The following is a 14945-nucleotide window of genomic DNA, read 5'->3' on the forward strand; positions in this document are numbered from 1 at the left end:
CGGGGCTACGCATCGCCGCACCGGCTCGTCAGCGAGAAGCGCACCCGGATGCAGCGGGCGTCCGCGAGCCGGGGCACCGCGTTGCGCGGGATCGGGAGGTAGCCGTGGCTCGCAGGGAGGAAGTCGGGGTCCCCGTCGACCTTCATCGCGAGGTCCTCGACGCCGCGGACGAGCGGGTTGCCGACGATGGCCTCGACGACCTCGGTGAAGCGCACCGACTCCCCCGGCACCCAGCCGAAGGTGGGCTGGTCATGACGAGGCCAGGGCCCGTCGACGACCGGCGCCGGGCTGGGGGCGAACGTCTCGGGCCGCCCGCGCTCGAAGAAGGCGGTGATGCGGGCCCGCGCGTCGTCGACGACGGCCTCGCGGTTGGCGCCGACCTCGGTGACGAGGGTCGCCTGGACGAGGACGGGTGCGCGCTCGAGCAGGCTCGCGCCGACCTCGTCGCAGACGACGCGTCGCGGCTCGAGGTCGTCGACGTCGTCGCGCCAGTCGGGGAACGGCGCACCGGCCTCGGGCCCGATGGCCGTCGTGAGGACGTCGCGCAGGAAGGCGGCCCGGCGTGCGGGTGTGGTGGGCTCGGTGCGGCTCTCGACCACGAGGGTCAGGGCGGAGGCGTGCTCGTCGACGGCGACGGACGGGATGGCGTCGGTGGGCAGCCCGTTCCACGCGATGCCGCGCAGCCGGCCCCGGACGGTCCACGCGCGCACGACGTCCGGGTGGGCCCGGGCGCGGCGGGCGTAGTCGTCGGCCGTCACGGGCTCGCACGTCAGCGCCTGCACCGGGTGCGGTGGCCACACGAGGGAGCGTCCCTGCTCGTCCTCGAGGTCCTCCGGGAGCAGGCCGGCGGCCTGCGGGGCGGCCGCGACGGAATACGTCACCTCGTCGGCGTCGAGCCCCGCGAGGGCCAGGGTGGCCCGGGTGGCCGCGAGGGTGTCGGCGGTCGTCACGCGCACGCCGTCGAGGTGGTCGGTGAGCACCTCGCGCGAGCGTCGCCGCCGCTCTCGGCGCACGAGGGCGACGACCTCCTCGTCCCAGAGCGGCAGCGACCAGGCGAGCTCGGCAGCGGCCGCGGCGTCGATGGCCGGGACGTCGAGCGGCGCGTCGGGGTCGCTGCGCCGTGGCGCTGCCGCGACCGCGTCGGCGTAGGCGGCCGACACGGCGGAGGCGACGACGCCGGCCTGCTCCTGCGCGACCTGGCGCACGAGCCGGCTGCGCATGAGCGCGACCATCGCCGGGCGGTCCGCGGGCCGGAAGGCGCTCGCCCACGGCTCGGCCGACAGCAGGGCGACCGCGTCGGCGCGTGACCGGCAGTCGCGGACGAGGGGCTCGAGCACCGTCGCGGACGTCGCCGGTGCGGCGAGGGCGTCGGCGAGGGCCGACAGCGGTGCGAGGTCCCCGGCGGCGAGGGCAGGGTCGGACGGGTCGGTCTCGGGGTCCCACCGGCCGGCGGGGAGCGTCGTGTCCCAGTGCCGACCCGCGTCGGCCTCCCAGGCGCGCACCTCGAGCGGCCAGTCGTCGAGGTGCCGCTCGGCGGCCCGGTAGTGCAGGTCGGCGAGGCCGTAGGCGAGGACCTCGAGCAGGGTGATGCCGGGGTCGGCGGCGTTGTGGTCGGTCCACGCGGGTGTCGCCGTCGCGGTGAGGTGGTCGACCATGCGGGCCCGCACCGTCTCCCAGTCCGCGTCGGGGGCGACGGGCACGAACCGCGTGATCGGCGTGGCCTGCTCGGTGGACGGCCCGGTGGCCGGTCGTGGACTCACAGCTGCTCCTCGCACGAGAGGCGGTGGTCGCCGGACGAGCAGTAGAGCCCGCGGCACGGGTCGACGGTGACGACCTCCACGGTGCCGCCCGACCCGTCGTGCAGGGCGAAGTCGAGGACGACGTCGACGTCGGGCTGGCGCTCGAGGAAGGCGATGAGGGTCGAGGCGTAGAGGTCCCGACCCCAGCGGACGGGGACGGTGCCCGTGGGGTGGAGCACCCGCTCGAGGGCTGCGCTGATCGCCTGGGTGCCCGTCAGCGCGGCGACGCCCGGGCGGAGCCGGATCGACGCGACGACGGTGACGGGCCGGTAGTCCGGACAGAGCACGTGGAGGGTGGCACCGATCGGCGCCCGAGGCTGCACGAGGTCGACGACGCGGCCCGCGAGGCTCACGGACGGCCGGGGTGCGACGTCGAGCGGACGGTCCGGCACGACGACGAGGCCGACGTGACCGGGGGCCCGCAGCCCGTCGCTGCCGGTGTGCGGCAGGCACAGCACGGCGGCGACCTCGGGGAGGGCGAGGGCGACGTGCTGCTCGAGGTCCCACGGGGTCAGGGCACGGTCGCGGTGGCGCACCCGTGCCGAGGCACGCGCGAGGTAGGCGGCATCCGTCTCCGGCGCCCTGCCACGCACCGACGCGAGGTTGGTGACCTTCTTGACGCCGATGACGGGCGCGAGGGTGCCCTTGATCGTGCCGACGGGCACGGCCTGGGCCGAGCTGGGGTCGAGCCCGGGATCCGCTGCCCGGGAGACGAACTCGGCCACGACGGCGTCGACGACCACGGCGAGGAGCACGCCGAGGCGCCCCGGCTGGTCGGTCTCGATCCGCACCCAGCGGCCGGTGTCGGCCGAGACGTCGACGCACCCGACGGCCCAGGTGCGCGGGGCGACGAAGCGGAGCAGACCGGCTTCGCGGAGCTGCCGCGAGCCGTCGGCGACGGCGAGCGGCGACCACGTCGTGCCGTCCCAGAACTGCCACGAGGCGGCGACCGTGTCGGAGCTGCCGCACGGCGACGCGGAGTCGACGTCGAGGTAGAGCGAGACGCTCGACCCGAGGGCGGCGTCGGGCAGCTCGAGACCGATGGCGACCATGCCCGTGGCCCCGAGGTCGGACACGACGAGCCGGAACGGGGTGAAGCGTCCGGCCGCCCCTCCGGCCCGGCTCTGTCGGCGCCACCCGCTGCTCGACTCGACGAGCGTGGCCTCGACGGGGTTCGTCGTGTAGCGCACCGTCACGGCGGACGCGATGGGTGGCACCGGCACGGGCGGCATCGTCGGCTTGGGAGTCGTCCCCGCGACGGCACGCGTCGCGAAGTCGGCGACCTTGGTCTGGTAGTCGGTCCAGCCGAAGTCGCCCTGGACGAGGAAGGCCCGGAGGTAGTGGCCCGGCTGACCCGCGACCGCGAAGGTCTCGGAGGCGACGACGGACCCGCTCACCGTGGCCGAGAGCGTGCCGAAGCTCGACGATGCCGTCCCGACCGGTTTCCAGGCCCCGTCCTCGCGGCGCTGCCACACGACCGACGGCGTCGTCGTCGTCGAGACGGCGCCGTAGATGGACGTCCACTGTGTCTCGACAGCGGCGTACTGCGACCCAAGGGTGGTCTTGATGCTCATCAGCTGCGTCTTGAGGGTGTCGGCGAGCCAGACGGGGATGCCCGTGCCGCCGGCCGACGACGAGAGGGGTGCGCCGCCCTCCTGCATGACCGAGACCGCGACCTCGACCGTCGCGAGCGCCTTGCCGAACGCCTCGTCCGACCGGACGTAGAAGGCGTCGCCGCGCTTCGCGACGGCACCGAACGGCTGGAACTCCTTGGTGACGTCGACCGCTCCGTCGTTGTAGAAGGCCGCCTCGGGGACGTATGCCGTCCGGTTCGTCACGCGGACGGTGGCCCCGGTGAACGAGAAGCCCACGGGCACCGGCGCTCCGGTCGCGACGACGCCCTCGATCCACGGGGTCTCGCCGTCGAGCGCACCGCAGCCACCGGTCAGCGTGACCGTGACGGTCGACCCGGAGACGGTGCCGCCGGTCGTCCCGCTCGTCGTGCCGTCGGCCCGCGACCAGCGCCACACGAGGACGGACAGGCCGTCCGTGCCGGCCGCACCCGTGAAGGCGACCTGCGCCGTGAGGTCGCCTCCGTCGAAGGCGAGGGCCGGTGAGTGGATCCGGAGGGAGTGCGTGGCCTCCGGACCTGCCGATGGACGCAGCGGGAAGTCGGGCGCCGCGGCCGCGACCCCGTGGGCACGGCCGGGATCTCCGGGCGCGAAGGACCGCACGCCGGTCAGGGCTGCGCCGTGCGCCGTCAGGGCGTCGAGGGTGACGTAGCGGCGCTCGTTGCCGAAGGCGTCCTTGCCGCCGCGCAGGGGCGTGCCCGGCGGCAGCACGGCGGGTGCCGCCTTGGGGTCGACGGTCGCGTGGGCGACGACGCGGTCGGGCAGGGCGGGCAGGCGACCGATGCCGAGGACGTCCTCGAGCCACGTCCGCCGGGTCCGCTCCGGAAGGATGGCGAGGTGCGCGTCGAGGGCGGCGTACTCGGCGGCGACCGCGGCGAGCAGCTCCCGGTCGGGCGCTCCGGCCGGCGAGGGCGCCGTCGCGCCGTCCGGGTCCGCCGCGAAGAGCACGTCGGCCCAGGTCTCGTCGGCGTCGTAGGGCGTCAGCCGTGCGGCGGCGGCCATCGCGGCGACGACCTGCTCCGGGGTGCGCCCTCCCGCGGTCATGAGGCACCCGCGAGGTAGAAGGGCACGACGAGACTCGTCGGTCGCCGGTGCCGGTCGATGCGGAACTCGATGGTGACGTCGACCCGGTCGTCGGCCTCGCCCGCCGGGACCGCCTCGACGGCGTCGACGATGACCCGCGGCTCGCCGAGCACGAGAGCGCGGCGCACGTCGTCGGCGAGCCGGTGGCAGGCCTCCGAGGTGCGGGGCTCGAAGACGTAGCGGTCGACCCCTGCGCCGAGCTCGGGTCGCATGACGCGGCTGCCGATCATGGTGCGCAGGAGCAGGACGAGCGCCTCGCCGACGTGCTCGGCGCCGTCGTTCGTCACGACGTCGACGGACCCGGTGGTGCCCGTGCCGCCCGTGCCGCCCGTGCCGCCCGTGCCGTCGACGTCCGCGCGCTCCCAGCGCGGCGGGAACGCCCAGCCGCGTCCGACCTGCGGGTAGTCCGTGGTGCTCATCCGATCACCACCGTCGGGCTGCCCACGACGACCGACGCGCCGCAGCCGCAGGCGTCACCGGCGCGCAGGGCCGGTCGGCCCTGGACGAGGACCGTCGCGGAGCCGGCGACGAAGGGACTGGCGGGGATGTGCGACGGCGGAGGGATGACGCAGGCGTGCATGTCGCCCAGGACGGCGGCCGGCATCCCGGCGATGAGCACGGTGGCGACGCCCGGTCCGACGACCGTGCCCCCGTGCGCGGTGGTGTCACCGACGCGTGCTGCCCCCGGCATGTCTCCTCCTCGTTCGCTGTCGTTGGTGTGGTGGTCCGGACCGGATGCTGTCCGGCTAGTTGATGGTCACGAGAGATCCCTTGAGCCCCAGCGATCCCGAGGCCTTGACGTCGAGGGTCGCCGAGCTCTCGATGCTCGACGGCCCCGACGCCTTGGCGGCGAGCTTGAGCGAGTCGAGCGAGATGGTCCCGGACGACGACGAGAGCGTGATGTCGCCCTGCGCCGCGGTCAGCTCGATGCCGTCGCCCGACAGCCGGATCGCGTTGCCGCTGTCCTTGTGGGTGATGACGACCTCGGAGTCCTTGTCGGACAACACGATCGAGTGGCCCTTGCCGGTCTGGAGGGTGACCGCGCTGGCGTCGCCGTCCTCGAGGCGGAGGGTGTGCTGGTCGGGTGAGACGAAGGCGCGCACGGCGTTCGTGTCCGGGTCGACGGTCAGGGGTGGCTGCTGGCTGCCGTTGTAGAGCGAGCCGAGGACGACGGGGTGTGCCGGGTCGCCGCCGACGAAGCCGACGAGCACCTCCTGCCCGACCGAGGGGACGATGACGGCGCCGTAGCCGTCGCCCGCGTCGACGTTGGAGAGGCGGGCCCAGACGCCGTCACCGCCGTCGCTGCGCCAGGGCAGTCGCACCTTGACGCGGTTGAGCGACGCCGGGTCGTCGAGCGCCTCGACGAGCCCGATCCCGATGGCCGGTCCGCGGTCGCCGGAGCGGGCCGAACCGTCGTCGCGGCCCGCGCGCGGGACGAGCCGTGGCGGGGAGCCCACCTGGAACTCGGTGACGTAGCCCTGCGCCGAGAGCCGGTGCCGGGCTGCGGTGACGTAGTGCGGTCCGGACATCCGCCGTCCGACGCCGGCGAGGGAGAGCCAGCCGTCGCAGCGCAGCCCCGGCTCGCCCTGCACGACGCCGGTGCCGTGGATGTGCCCGAGCGCGGAGCGTCGTTGGGCGGCGACGGCCCTCGCGTCGGCCTCGTCGGCCGCCCCGACCGCGTCGGACTCGACGCGCTCGGCGCGCAGCGGCCAGCCGGCGTCACCGACGGCGGCCGAGTGCGTCTGCCGGTCGCCGACGTCGAGGTCGGCCGCGCCGGCGCTCTGCTCGCTCTCGGTCGCCTCGGCGGCGTCGACGTCCCAGCCGACCCCGACCGCGGTGTCGATGGCCCGGGTCAGGTCCTCGGTGAGGTGCAGCTCGACGAGCGACCGGGTCCAGTCGAGCTCGAGCGGGTCCTGCGCGGCCGACGGCGGCCGGAGCACGAGCTTCGTGCCGCGGACGAAGACGACCCAGCCGAGCTCGGCCGCCCGTCGTGTCAGGGCGTCCCAGTCGCTGACCCTGTCGCTGGCCCAGAAGGGGTGCGTGACGCCGTCGGCCGCGTCGGTCTCGAGCGAGTAGTCCGCGGCGAGGGCCGAGGCGATGTCGGCGTCGGTGACGTCGGCGAGCTGGCGCGACCGCGGCGGGTGGTCCATGAGGACGGAGCGCGACCGGCCGTCGACCCGGAGCACCGGCGGGCTGCCGCTGGGGAAGTGCGTCGTCAGCGAGGCGATGACGCCGTCGAAGACCTCGGTGAGGTCGGAGTGGTAGCCGATGGAGACCGCGATGCCCGCCCCGGGTGTGAACGGCCCGTCGTCGCTGTGCCGCACGGCGCGCTGGTCGGCGTCCCAGTTCTGCACGAGAAGCGTGAGCCGTCCGTGGCGGCCGACCTCCTCGTGCACGTCGAGCTCGACGACGTCGGCTGCGACGATCGGCTCGAGCGCCGTGCCGCCGACCCGCACCTCGAAGGCCGGTCGGTCGCGCTGGGTCCTCGGCGCGGTCATCGGACCGTCCCCAGCGGCGGGAGCAGGAGCAGCTGCCCGGTGGTGAGGCCGCGCGGGTTCGTCAGCCGGTTGGCCGCCGCGAGCGGGCGCCAGTAGGCGGGGTCGCCGTAGACCCGGGCGGCGATGGCGTCGAGTGCGTCGCCGTCCTTGACGAGCCACGTCTGGTAGAGGTCGGGCGAGGCCGGCCGGTCCTCGGCGGCGACCTCCTGCGGCGACAGCGCCTCCTTGAGCGAGAGCTTGACCGTGGCCCGCAGCGGCTCGCCGGCGCGGTCGAAGAGCTTGTACGTCACGTCGGCCTGGGTGAGGATCCCGCGGAAGCTGAACCGCCCCCAGTAGCAGTGCACGTAGTAGGGCTGGTGCGTGTCGCCCTGGAACTTCGTCAGCGCGAGCAGCGCGTCGAGCAGCTCGCCGATGCCACCGGGCTCGCCGACGACCCCCGTGCCGTCGAGCAGCAGGTCGACCTGCACCTGGTCGGGCTCGCCGCCGCTGAAGGACTGCTGGGGCGCAGACGTGCCTGCCGACTGGGTCGCCTGGTAGAGGTTCTTGCGCGAGAAGGACAGCTCGGTCGGGTTGAGCAGGGCCTGCCAGCGCAGCCCGGTGGGCTGCTCGAACTTCAGGTCGGCGTACGCGTCGATGGTCAGCTTCGTCAGCTGCGTGGCCGTGAGGTTCATCGGTCCCACTCCCGCCTCAGCACCTCGAGGACGCGCTCGACGGCGCGCCGCACGAGGGCCTCCATGGCCGCGTCGTCGAGCGCCGCGTCGGGCGCCGGCCCGACAGCATCCGTCCTCGGCGCGACGACGACCTCGGTGACGATCTCCCCGATGACGACGGGCACTCAGACCACCCTCTTGAGGACGAGCCCGTGGTGGGCGATCTCGACGGCCTCGACGGCGACGGCCGAGCTCTGCGCGTCGAGGTCGGGGCCGGTGAGCTTGACCGGCCAGCCGCGGGTGAAGGCCCACACGCGGACCGGAGCAAGAGCGCCCTCGACGGTGCTCATGAGCACGACGGTCCCGTCACGGGGGGTGACGACGCCCGTCACGTGGAACTCGTAGAACCAGTCCCAGAGCTCCAGGAGCGGGCCCGCGCCCTGGTTGAGGACGAGGTTGGGGAAGGACGCCCGCGTCGGGAAGCGGTGGGCGAAGCGGTTCTCGCCGCCCTCCTGGTACTCCTCGACGGCGACCTCACCCGCGAGCCCGGTGCACTTGCTGAAGCTGACGGACGCGAGCCCGTCGATGGCCAGCACGAAGTGCGCCGTCGTGAACGGCACGAGCGCGGGTGAGGCGAGCGGGAGCATCGGCTACTTCGCCTCGATCTCGATGCCCTCGCAGGCGAACTCGACCGACTCGATGGCGACGTCGGTGCCGGTCGACTTGAGACCGGGGCCCTCGATCTTGACCGGCCAGGCCTCCTTGATCTTCCACGTCATGACGGGCTCGCGCTCCTCGTTGAGGAGGCTCACCGTGACGTCACGACGTTCGACCGCGCCGATGGTGATGGAGTTGTACCACTCGAAGAGCCCGTTGCCGGCCTCCGTCGGGGCGATGCCGCGCTTGAGCGTGACGTTGGAGAACTTGCGCAGTCCGGGCTGCTTGCGCGTCGAGAACTGCGGGTCGGCGCCTCCGCGGTACTCGACGACCTCGGCCTCCATCGTCAGCCCGCTCACCTCCGAGAAGCTCGAGGTCTGCTGGCGGTCGCCCCAGCTGACGGTGAAGTGCAGGGTGGTCATGGGATACATGTCAGGCTCCTTGGCTCACAAGAGGATTCACGCGATGGGCGCACGTGTCGGCTGGTCACGGCGGGTCACTCGGACAGCCGCTTGTGGCTGAAGCGGAAGACGACGAACTCGGCGGGCTTGGCCGGTGCGATGGCGACCTCGGTGATGATGAGACCGAGGTCGATGTCCGTCTCGGTCATCGTCTCGCCGAGCCCGACGCGCACGCGGTAGGCCTGCTCGGGCTTCGTGCCCGCGAGCGCGCCGGCGCGCCACTGCTGGTCGAGGAAGTTCTCGACGGAGACCTTGACGCGGATCCACGTCTGGGCGGTGTTGGGCTCGAAGACGACCCACTGCGTGGCGCGGTCGACGGACGTCTCGACCATGTTGAAGAGTCGTCGGACGTTGACGTAGCGCCACGTCGTGTCGTCGGTCGCGTTGCGCGCGCCCCACAGCCGGGTGCCGCGGCCCGGGAAGGCCCGGATGAGGTTGACGCCGCCGGGGTTGAGCAGGTCCTGCCGGCGCTGCGTGTAGGCCTGCGAGAGCCCGACGATGCCGGTGACCGTCTCGTTGCCGGGGGCCTTGTGCACGCCGCGCAGCCGGTCGGTGCGGGCGAAGACCCCCGCGACGAAGCCCGACGGCGGCACGGTCGTGAAGCGGTCGATCGAGTCGGGGTCGATCGTGACGATCTGCAGGTGCGGGGCGTAGAGGGCGGCATACGTGCTCGAGAGCGTCGTGTTGCGCCACGACAGCAGGTCGGTGTCGTCGAGGTCGGGCGCGTCGACGATCGCGAAGCGGCGGAAGTTCTCGCAGTGCGTCACGACCTGGCCGACGAGGTCGGCCTGCAGGAGCGGGTCGCCGAGCGTCAGCGCGTCCGGGCAGATGACCATGGCCGGCTCGGACACCTCCTCGAGCCGGGTCAGGCCGGCGCGGAAGTCGTCGTTGGTCGGGGCCTTGTCGGCGCCGATCCGGTCGACGGCCGTGTAGAAGGGCGCGGCTGCGAGCGACACCGCCGGGGCCCCGCCCGCCCGGGCGGTCACGGTGACGAGGGACGAGGCGCCGTTGACGACGTCGTCCTTGGCGAAGTACGCCGGGTGGTCGGGGCTGAGGGACAGGCCCCCGAACGTCTCGGCGAGCACGCCACCGACCGTCACGGCCAGCGAGAACCGCGCGGCGACGACGGAGGCCGACTCGACGGCATACAGCGGGAAGCGCACCTGGGCGGTGTTGGAGACGGCGGTGCCCGCCGCGAAGCGCAGCACGTACGTGTCGCCCCCCGCCGCGTCGACCGCCGTCACCGTGGCGTATGCCGTCCCGAGACCGAGCACGTCGCCGACCCTGGGTGCCACGGCGCAGCGGACGGCGATGCCGTCGTCGGCGTCGGCCTGGAGGGTGAACGTCGCGTCGGTGTACGTGTCGGTCGCGACGGGGGCGGGTGCGAGCGTGAACCCGCCGGCCGTGCGGGTCGCGACGACGGCGGGGGTCGGGCCCGCGCCGGTGTACGTCACCCTGGCACCTGCCGGGAGGAAGCCGTAGGCGTTCGCGACGTCGGCGGCGGACAGCCCGGTGATCCCGAGGCCCGAGTCGGCGAGCAGGACCGCGGTGACGGGGGCGTTGACGGTGACCGGTCCGCTCGGGGGTGCGGTGGCGCCGACGACGACGAAGCGGTTCGTCTGCCAGGACGCCGTGCGACCGTCGCCGGTCGTGAGACGTGCGGCCGCGTGCTCGGCTCCGCTCGCCGTCAGCTCGGACGCGATCGGCGCCGTGAGCGGACGGTCGAAGGCGAGGGCCGAGGCCGAGACGTTGAGCGAGGGCGGTGACCCCGCCGGGGTGCCCGCGATCGTCGCGGTGGCCCGGTAGTCGGTGCGACGCTGGACGAACGCCGCGCCGGGAACCGCGCCGAGGGACGCGTCGAGGGTCAGCGTGACCCCGCTGCCGGCGGTCGTGACGTCGGTGACGACCGCGCTGGAGCGGGTGCCGTTGGGGGCGACGGCGACGACGACGTCGCCCTTCCTGAAGCCCTTGCCGGACGGGAGGAAGACCGAGGTGGCGGCCGCGGCCGCCGCGCTCGCGACGACCGACCCGGCGGGGAGGGTGACGGCGGCGCTCGCGCTGCCGACCGTGATCGACGTCGTGGTCAGGGCCGTGACGAGGGCGGTGGGCGGCGCGGCGACCGCCCCGCTCGTCGGGGCCGCCACGAGGGCGACGGTGTCACCGGGCTTGAGCCCGGCGGTCGAGGCGACGGCGATCGTGCCGCCCCCGCCGCTCGCGATGGCGCCCGTCGCCGAGGTCGTCGCCGCGCGGTAGAAGGAGCCCGACGCGGCGGACTCGTCGGCGGAGACCGCGACACCCAGGTCGTTGCCCCAGGTGCCGGGCGAGCTCGCCTCGATGTCGAAGCTCTCCGTGCCGGAGACGTCGAAGGCCGTCCACGAGGCGCCGGTCGACGGGTCGACACGGACGATCCAGGCGGCCGGGCCGCCGTTCTCGAAGTAGCCGAAGACCGACTCGCCCGTGAAGCCCCGTGACGTCGCGGCCCCGAAGGTGCGCACGAAGTCGGCCCAGCCGGTGACGCGCGTGGGCTCCTTGACGGGGCCCCGGCGCGTCGTGCCGAGCACGGCGACGACGCTCGTGGGGGCGGCTGCGATCGGTTGCGGCCCCGAGGGGACCTCCTCGACGTAGACGCCGGGTGAAAGGTAGGTCGTCACGGTGCCCTCCTCGGCTCGTGCTCTCTCGTGCGGTTCAGGTGGGGGTGCGGTTCGGGTGCGGTTCGGTCGTGGTGCGGTTCGTATGGTGAGTGGTGCTGGTGGTGAGTGGTGCGGGTCCGTCAGGTCGTGTCGACGAGGTGGACGGTGGTGGTCGACGTCGAGACGTCGACGGCGAGCGTGCGCAGCGGCTGGCCGCCGACGAGCACGTCGAGCGGGGTGAAGGCGGCGGTCCACTCGACGGCAGCGGACCGGTAGGTGCCCGGCGCGACCTCGGGCAGGGCGACGCTCGGCCGGGGGTTCGGTCCCGAGGTCGCGCGCGCCGTGACGGTGGCGCCGGTGCGCGGCGCGCCGGTCGACGGGGTCGTGAGCACGACGGTCAGGGTCATCGGCACCGGGTGGACGACGTGCTCGATCTCGGCGGCATCGAGGTCGATGACCATCGTGCGCGGAGGACGGCCCGCGACCGGCGGCACGACGAGGACGTCGGCGAGTGCCCCGTCGGTGAGGGTCACGACGACCTTCGGGAGCGTGGCGGGCACCGGGGCGTCGGCGCGGGTGCTGACGACGAGGACGTCCGGCAGGACGCGGAGGGTCCAGCCGGCGGGTGCCGGCTCGAGGCGGGCGTCGAGCCCGCGCAGCCGGGCGCCCGTCGAGGCGTGGACGAGTCGCACCGTGTGGCGCAGGGTCGTCGTCACCGTCGCGAGGTGCGGACGGGCCACCGGCTGCACGCTCACGGCGCACCCACCCAGTCGATCCGGTGCTCGCGCACCCGGCCGCGGCCGTCGCGCTCGAGGACCGGCACGGGGGCGACGTCGACCTCGTAGAAGAGGGCGAGCCGGCCCGCTCGGCCGAGCGACCCCCACACCTGGTTGCGCTCGTCGGCGTTCGGGGCGAGCAGCCGGATGCCGAGGCTCTCGACGTCGTCCGACAGCGGCGGCGCGAGGTCGGGCGGCCGCACGACCGGCGTCGTGTGGAAGGCCTGGACGATGCGCCCGAGCCGGGTCTGGGCCTCGTCGTGCTCGCCGATGTAGGTGACGAGGTAGGTCAGCTGGAGCGAGAGCGGGGCGCGGACGAGACCGGTGAGCCCGTCGACGAGAGGCCGGTTGCGCAGGTGCGGGTGCTCGGCGACGGCGATGAGCGCGAGGATGCCCTTCGTGTCCGGCAGGGCCGTCTTGTCGCCCTGCGAGAGCGAGTGGAGCACGACCCACGAGCCGAGGTCGGGAGTGGCTCGGTGGATGACGTCGCGCAGCGCCTCGCTGACCTCGCGGATCACGGTCGCTCCCAGCGCCGGGGGGCCACGCCGTCGTCGTCGAGGCGTGCCTCGACGATCCGCTCGATCTCGGCGAACGATCCCACGTAGGTCTCCTCGTCCGTGGCCATGTCGCGCACCCGGGCCCTGATGACGGCCGGGAGCGAGTCGACGTCGCGGGGCTCGGCCCACACGTCGATGAGGAATCGCCGCCTCCACGCTCGCATCACCAGGCCGTGACCCTTCTGCTCATGGACGAGCGTCCCGGCCACCGATCACCGACCGCTCACGGCGACCCTCACCCCCGATCACGACCCGATCACCACCTCCCCCCAACCGTCGAAAGGCCACAAACCGGGGCCCCTTCGCACGCTCGGCGCCCCGGTTTGTGGCCTTTCGACGGTTTCTGCCTGGGAGGAGGGCGCTCGTGTCGCCTGCCCGGCCACACGGCATACGCCCTCGGTGCCCGTCAGGGCATGCGGTGGAGGCGGTCGAGCGCGCGGTCGACGATCTCGGCGAGGCGCACGACCTCGCGCCGGGCCCGCTCGAGCTCGGCGACGAGCGCGGCCACGGACGCGGCCTGACCGGCGTCCCCCCGCGTGATCCGCGCGTAGAGCGCGACCGTCTCGGGCATCGGGTCCGCGCCCAGCTCGGCGAGGAGCGTCAGGCGGCACTGCTCGAACTGCCGCTCGACGAGGTCGTGCCGGCCGGACGCCGCGTAGGCGCCCATGAGGTGGCGGTGGACGTCCTCGCGCAGCGGCTCGATGGCGAGCGCGAGCGCCCCGTAGCGGTCGACGGCCGCGACGTCGCCATGGGCACCGTGGTGCTGCACGAGGTAGTCGAGGGCGGTGAGGTAGAGGGTCTCGATGCGGTGGCGCGCGCCGAGCACCCACTCGTCGTCGCAGACCTCGACGAGCCGGCCGCGGTGGAGCGCCACGGCGTCCTCGAGCCGCCGGACGTCGTCGTCGGTGAGGTCGACGACGCTGCGCCGCAGCACGGGCGCGAGGAGGTCCTCGAAGTGCACGGCGTCGACGGTCATCGGCACGGCCGGGCTCAGCGCCACCGACCGTCCACCGGAGCGGCCCACGAGCTCGACGCCCGTGCTGGCCCGCACCTCGGACTGCAGCCGCCAGACGGCGGTGTTGAGCCGGCGTCGGGCCGAGTCCTCCGGGCAGTCGGCGAAGAGCTGGGCAGCCGCGACGGCGCGCTGGCGTCCCTCGCGCGGTGCGAGCGCGAGATAGGCGACGAGCACCGCGGCACCCGGCGACAACGCCACGGGATCGTCTCCCGAGACGAGCGTCGGAGCACCGAGAAGATTGAGTCTGAGCCCCGAGACGGCCACGCTAACCCCCACACATCGAGGTGGGCTGCTCACCCAAGAAAATACGCCCGAACCACGACTTTCGTGACCGGTTCGGCCGGATCCGTCGACGGCGGGCAAGGGCGTGCGCGTGGCCCCTTCAGGTATGCCGTCCGGCGGGCTAACGTGCGAGGGCATGGCCCGCTCGCGCCCCGCCCGGCTCCGCGACATCGACGAGGCAGCCGCCGCGCTGCCCGAGGTGACGCGTGACCCGCCGTCCGGCGGGCGCCCGAGCTTCCAGGTGCGGGGCAGGACGTTCGCCTTTGCGCGCGGCCCGCGCAAGGACGCCTTCGACCCGGAGACGGGCGAGCCCTACGACGACGTGCTCGCCTTCTCGTGCACGGCCGAGGACAAGGAGTCGATGGTCTCGGACCCGGACTCGCCGTGGTTCACGACCCCGCACTGGAACGGCTACAACGCCGTGCTCCTGCTCGAGCGGGACCTCGGGAGGCTGACGGCGGACGAGATCCGCGAAGTCGTCACCGACGCGTGGCTGACCAAGGCGCCGAAGCGGCTCGCGAAGGAGCTGCTCGACGGTCCGTGACGGAAGGAATACCCCAGAGGGGTATCGTGTTGACCACGACGAGGAGGTGCCATGGCTGGATACACCGGCAGCAAGGACGACTACCTGAAGCGGCTGCGCCGCATCGAGGGCCAGGTGCGGGGCGTGCAGAAGATGGTCGACACCGACACCTACTGCATCGACATCCTGACCCAGGTCAGCGCGATCACCAAGGCGCTGCAGGCGGTCAGCCTCGGCCTGCTCGAGGACCACGTCGCGCACTGCGTCGTCGACGCCGCTCGAGAGTCCGACGAGGCCGCCGCCGAGAAGGTGCGCGAGGCCTCGGAGGCCATCGCACGCCTCGTGCGCAGCTGAGCACCCCACCGACCACCGCCCGAGGAGGC

General features: G+C 73.7%; 16 protein-coding genes. 2 read left to right on the forward strand and 14 right to left on the reverse strand.

Features of this window, described 5'->3' with window-relative positions; genetic code table 11:
- Positions 1–5 precede the first annotated feature (5 nt).
- The 14 genes from ACSQ2D_RS19140 to ACSQ2D_RS19205 form a co-directional block, all read right to left on the reverse strand.
- On the reverse strand, positions 6–1760 hold the full coding sequence (locus ACSQ2D_RS19140; RefSeq protein ID WP_435987498.1) for a hypothetical protein: 1755 nt from the start codon (positions 1758–1760) through the stop codon (positions 6–8).
- Entirely contained in the window at positions 1757–4474 is a 2718-nt protein-coding gene (locus ACSQ2D_RS19145) for a baseplate J/gp47 family protein (RefSeq protein WP_435987499.1), read from the reverse strand. Before ACSQ2D_RS19145 ends, ACSQ2D_RS19140 begins: the two co-directional genes overlap by 4 nt.
- Positions 4471–4932 carry a GPW/gp25 family protein gene (locus tag ACSQ2D_RS19150; RefSeq protein ID WP_435987500.1) on the reverse strand — a complete coding sequence of 154 codons (462 nt, stop codon included), beginning with the start codon at positions 4930–4932 and terminating at the stop codon, positions 4471–4473. The genes ACSQ2D_RS19145 and ACSQ2D_RS19150 overlap by 4 nt, the downstream gene beginning before the upstream one ends.
- Positions 4929–5204, reverse strand: coding sequence for a PAAR domain-containing protein (locus ACSQ2D_RS19155; RefSeq protein ID WP_256794385.1), 276 nt, complete (start codon positions 5202–5204; stop codon positions 4929–4931). Before ACSQ2D_RS19155 ends, ACSQ2D_RS19150 begins: the two co-directional genes overlap by 4 nt.
- 55 nt (positions 5205–5259) lie before the next feature.
- Positions 5260–7011 carry a phage baseplate assembly protein V gene (locus tag ACSQ2D_RS19160; RefSeq protein ID WP_435987501.1) on the reverse strand — a complete coding sequence of 584 codons (1752 nt, stop codon included), beginning with the start codon at positions 7009–7011 and terminating at the stop codon, positions 5260–5262.
- Complete coding sequence (locus tag ACSQ2D_RS19165) at positions 7008–7682, reverse strand: CIS tube protein (RefSeq protein WP_435987502.1); 675 nt, start codon at positions 7680–7682, stop codon at positions 7008–7010. Before ACSQ2D_RS19165 ends, ACSQ2D_RS19160 begins: the two co-directional genes overlap by 4 nt.
- Entirely contained in the window at positions 7679–7846 is a 168-nt protein-coding gene (locus tag ACSQ2D_RS19170) for a DUF5908 family protein (RefSeq protein WP_435987503.1), read from the reverse strand. Before ACSQ2D_RS19170 ends, ACSQ2D_RS19165 begins: the two co-directional genes overlap by 4 nt.
- Positions 7847–8308 carry a phage tail protein gene (locus ACSQ2D_RS19175; RefSeq protein WP_435987504.1) on the reverse strand — a complete coding sequence of 154 codons (462 nt, stop codon included), beginning with the start codon at positions 8306–8308 and terminating at the stop codon, positions 7847–7849.
- A gap of 3 nt (positions 8309–8311) precedes the next feature.
- Positions 8312–8749 carry a phage tail protein gene (locus tag ACSQ2D_RS19180; RefSeq protein ID WP_056774549.1) on the reverse strand — a complete coding sequence of 146 codons (438 nt, stop codon included), beginning with the start codon at positions 8747–8749 and terminating at the stop codon, positions 8312–8314.
- A 65-nt stretch (positions 8750–8814) separates the two neighbouring features.
- A complete protein-coding gene (locus ACSQ2D_RS19185) occupies positions 8815–11430 on the reverse strand; it encodes a phage tail sheath subtilisin-like domain-containing protein (protein WP_435987505.1) in 2616 nt (871 codons plus the stop codon).
- 119 nt (positions 11431–11549) lie between these two features.
- A complete protein-coding gene (locus ACSQ2D_RS19190; RefSeq protein ID WP_435987506.1) occupies positions 11550–12164 on the reverse strand; it encodes a hypothetical protein in 615 nt (204 codons plus the stop codon).
- Positions 12161–12703: a Pvc16 family protein gene (locus ACSQ2D_RS19195; RefSeq protein ID WP_435987507.1), complete on the reverse strand. Its 543-nt coding sequence runs from the start codon at positions 12701–12703 to the stop codon at positions 12161–12163. The genes ACSQ2D_RS19190 and ACSQ2D_RS19195 overlap by 4 nt, the downstream gene beginning before the upstream one ends.
- Positions 12700–12906, reverse strand: coding sequence for a hypothetical protein (locus ACSQ2D_RS19200; protein ID WP_435987508.1), 207 nt, complete (start codon positions 12904–12906; stop codon positions 12700–12702). The genes ACSQ2D_RS19195 and ACSQ2D_RS19200 overlap by 4 nt, the downstream gene beginning before the upstream one ends.
- 242 nt (positions 12907–13148) lie before the next feature.
- Positions 13149–13955, reverse strand: a complete 807-nt coding sequence (locus tag ACSQ2D_RS19205) for an AfsR/SARP family transcriptional regulator (protein WP_435987509.1) — start codon at positions 13953–13955, stop codon at positions 13149–13151.
- 220 nt (positions 13956–14175) lie between these two features.
- Here ACSQ2D_RS19205 and ACSQ2D_RS19210 point away from each other — a divergent pair, with 220 nt between their 5' ends.
- Together ACSQ2D_RS19210 and ACSQ2D_RS19215 are read left to right on the forward strand one after the other, a co-directional pair.
- On the forward strand, positions 14176–14583 hold the full coding sequence (locus ACSQ2D_RS19210) for an MmcQ/YjbR family DNA-binding protein (RefSeq protein ID WP_435987510.1): 408 nt from the start codon (positions 14176–14178) through the stop codon (positions 14581–14583).
- Between the two features lie 51 nt (positions 14584–14634).
- Positions 14635–14916 (forward strand): metal-sensitive transcriptional regulator, encoded by a 282-nt coding sequence (locus ACSQ2D_RS19215; protein WP_020143728.1) that lies wholly within the window; start codon positions 14635–14637, stop codon positions 14914–14916.
- The last annotated feature ends 29 nt before the right edge of the window (positions 14917–14945 follow it).

It is taken from the genome of Terrabacter sp. LjRoot27 (assembly GCF_964254175.1).
Classification (GTDB): Bacteria; Actinomycetota; Actinomycetes; order Actinomycetales; family Dermatophilaceae; genus Terrabacter.

Bases quoted from the DNA above. Each gene is read 5' to 3' on its own strand.
- ACSQ2D_RS19160 (WP_435987501.1), bottom strand. From the start codon at position 7,011: ATGACCGCGCCGAGGACCCAGCGCGACCGACCGGCCTTCGAGGTGCGG.
- ACSQ2D_RS19210 (WP_435987510.1), top strand. From the start codon at position 14,176: ATGGCCCGCTCGCGCCCCGCCCGGCTCCGCGACATCGACGAGGCAGCC.
- ACSQ2D_RS19175 (WP_435987504.1), bottom strand. From the start codon at position 8,308: ATGCTCCCGCTCGCCTCACCCGCGCTCGTGCCGTTCACGACGGCGCAC.
- ACSQ2D_RS19215 (WP_020143728.1), top strand. From the start codon at position 14,635: ATGGCTGGATACACCGGCAGCAAGGACGACTACCTGAAGCGGCTGCGC.
- ACSQ2D_RS19145 (WP_435987499.1), bottom strand. From the start codon at position 4,474: ATGACCGCGGGAGGGCGCACCCCGGAGCAGGTCGTCGCCGCGATGGCC.
- ACSQ2D_RS19200 (WP_435987508.1), bottom strand. From the start codon at position 12,906: ATGCGAGCGTGGAGGCGGCGATTCCTCATCGACGTGTGGGCCGAGCCC.
- ACSQ2D_RS19150 (WP_435987500.1), bottom strand. From the start codon at position 4,932: ATGAGCACCACGGACTACCCGCAGGTCGGACGCGGCTGGGCGTTCCCG.
- ACSQ2D_RS19180 (WP_056774549.1), bottom strand. From the start codon at position 8,749: ATGTATCCCATGACCACCCTGCACTTCACCGTCAGCTGGGGCGACCGC.
- ACSQ2D_RS19165 (WP_435987502.1), bottom strand. From the start codon at position 7,682: ATGAACCTCACGGCCACGCAGCTGACGAAGCTGACCATCGACGCGTAC.
- ACSQ2D_RS19155 (WP_256794385.1), bottom strand. From the start codon at position 5,204: ATGCCGGGGGCAGCACGCGTCGGTGACACCACCGCGCACGGGGGCACG.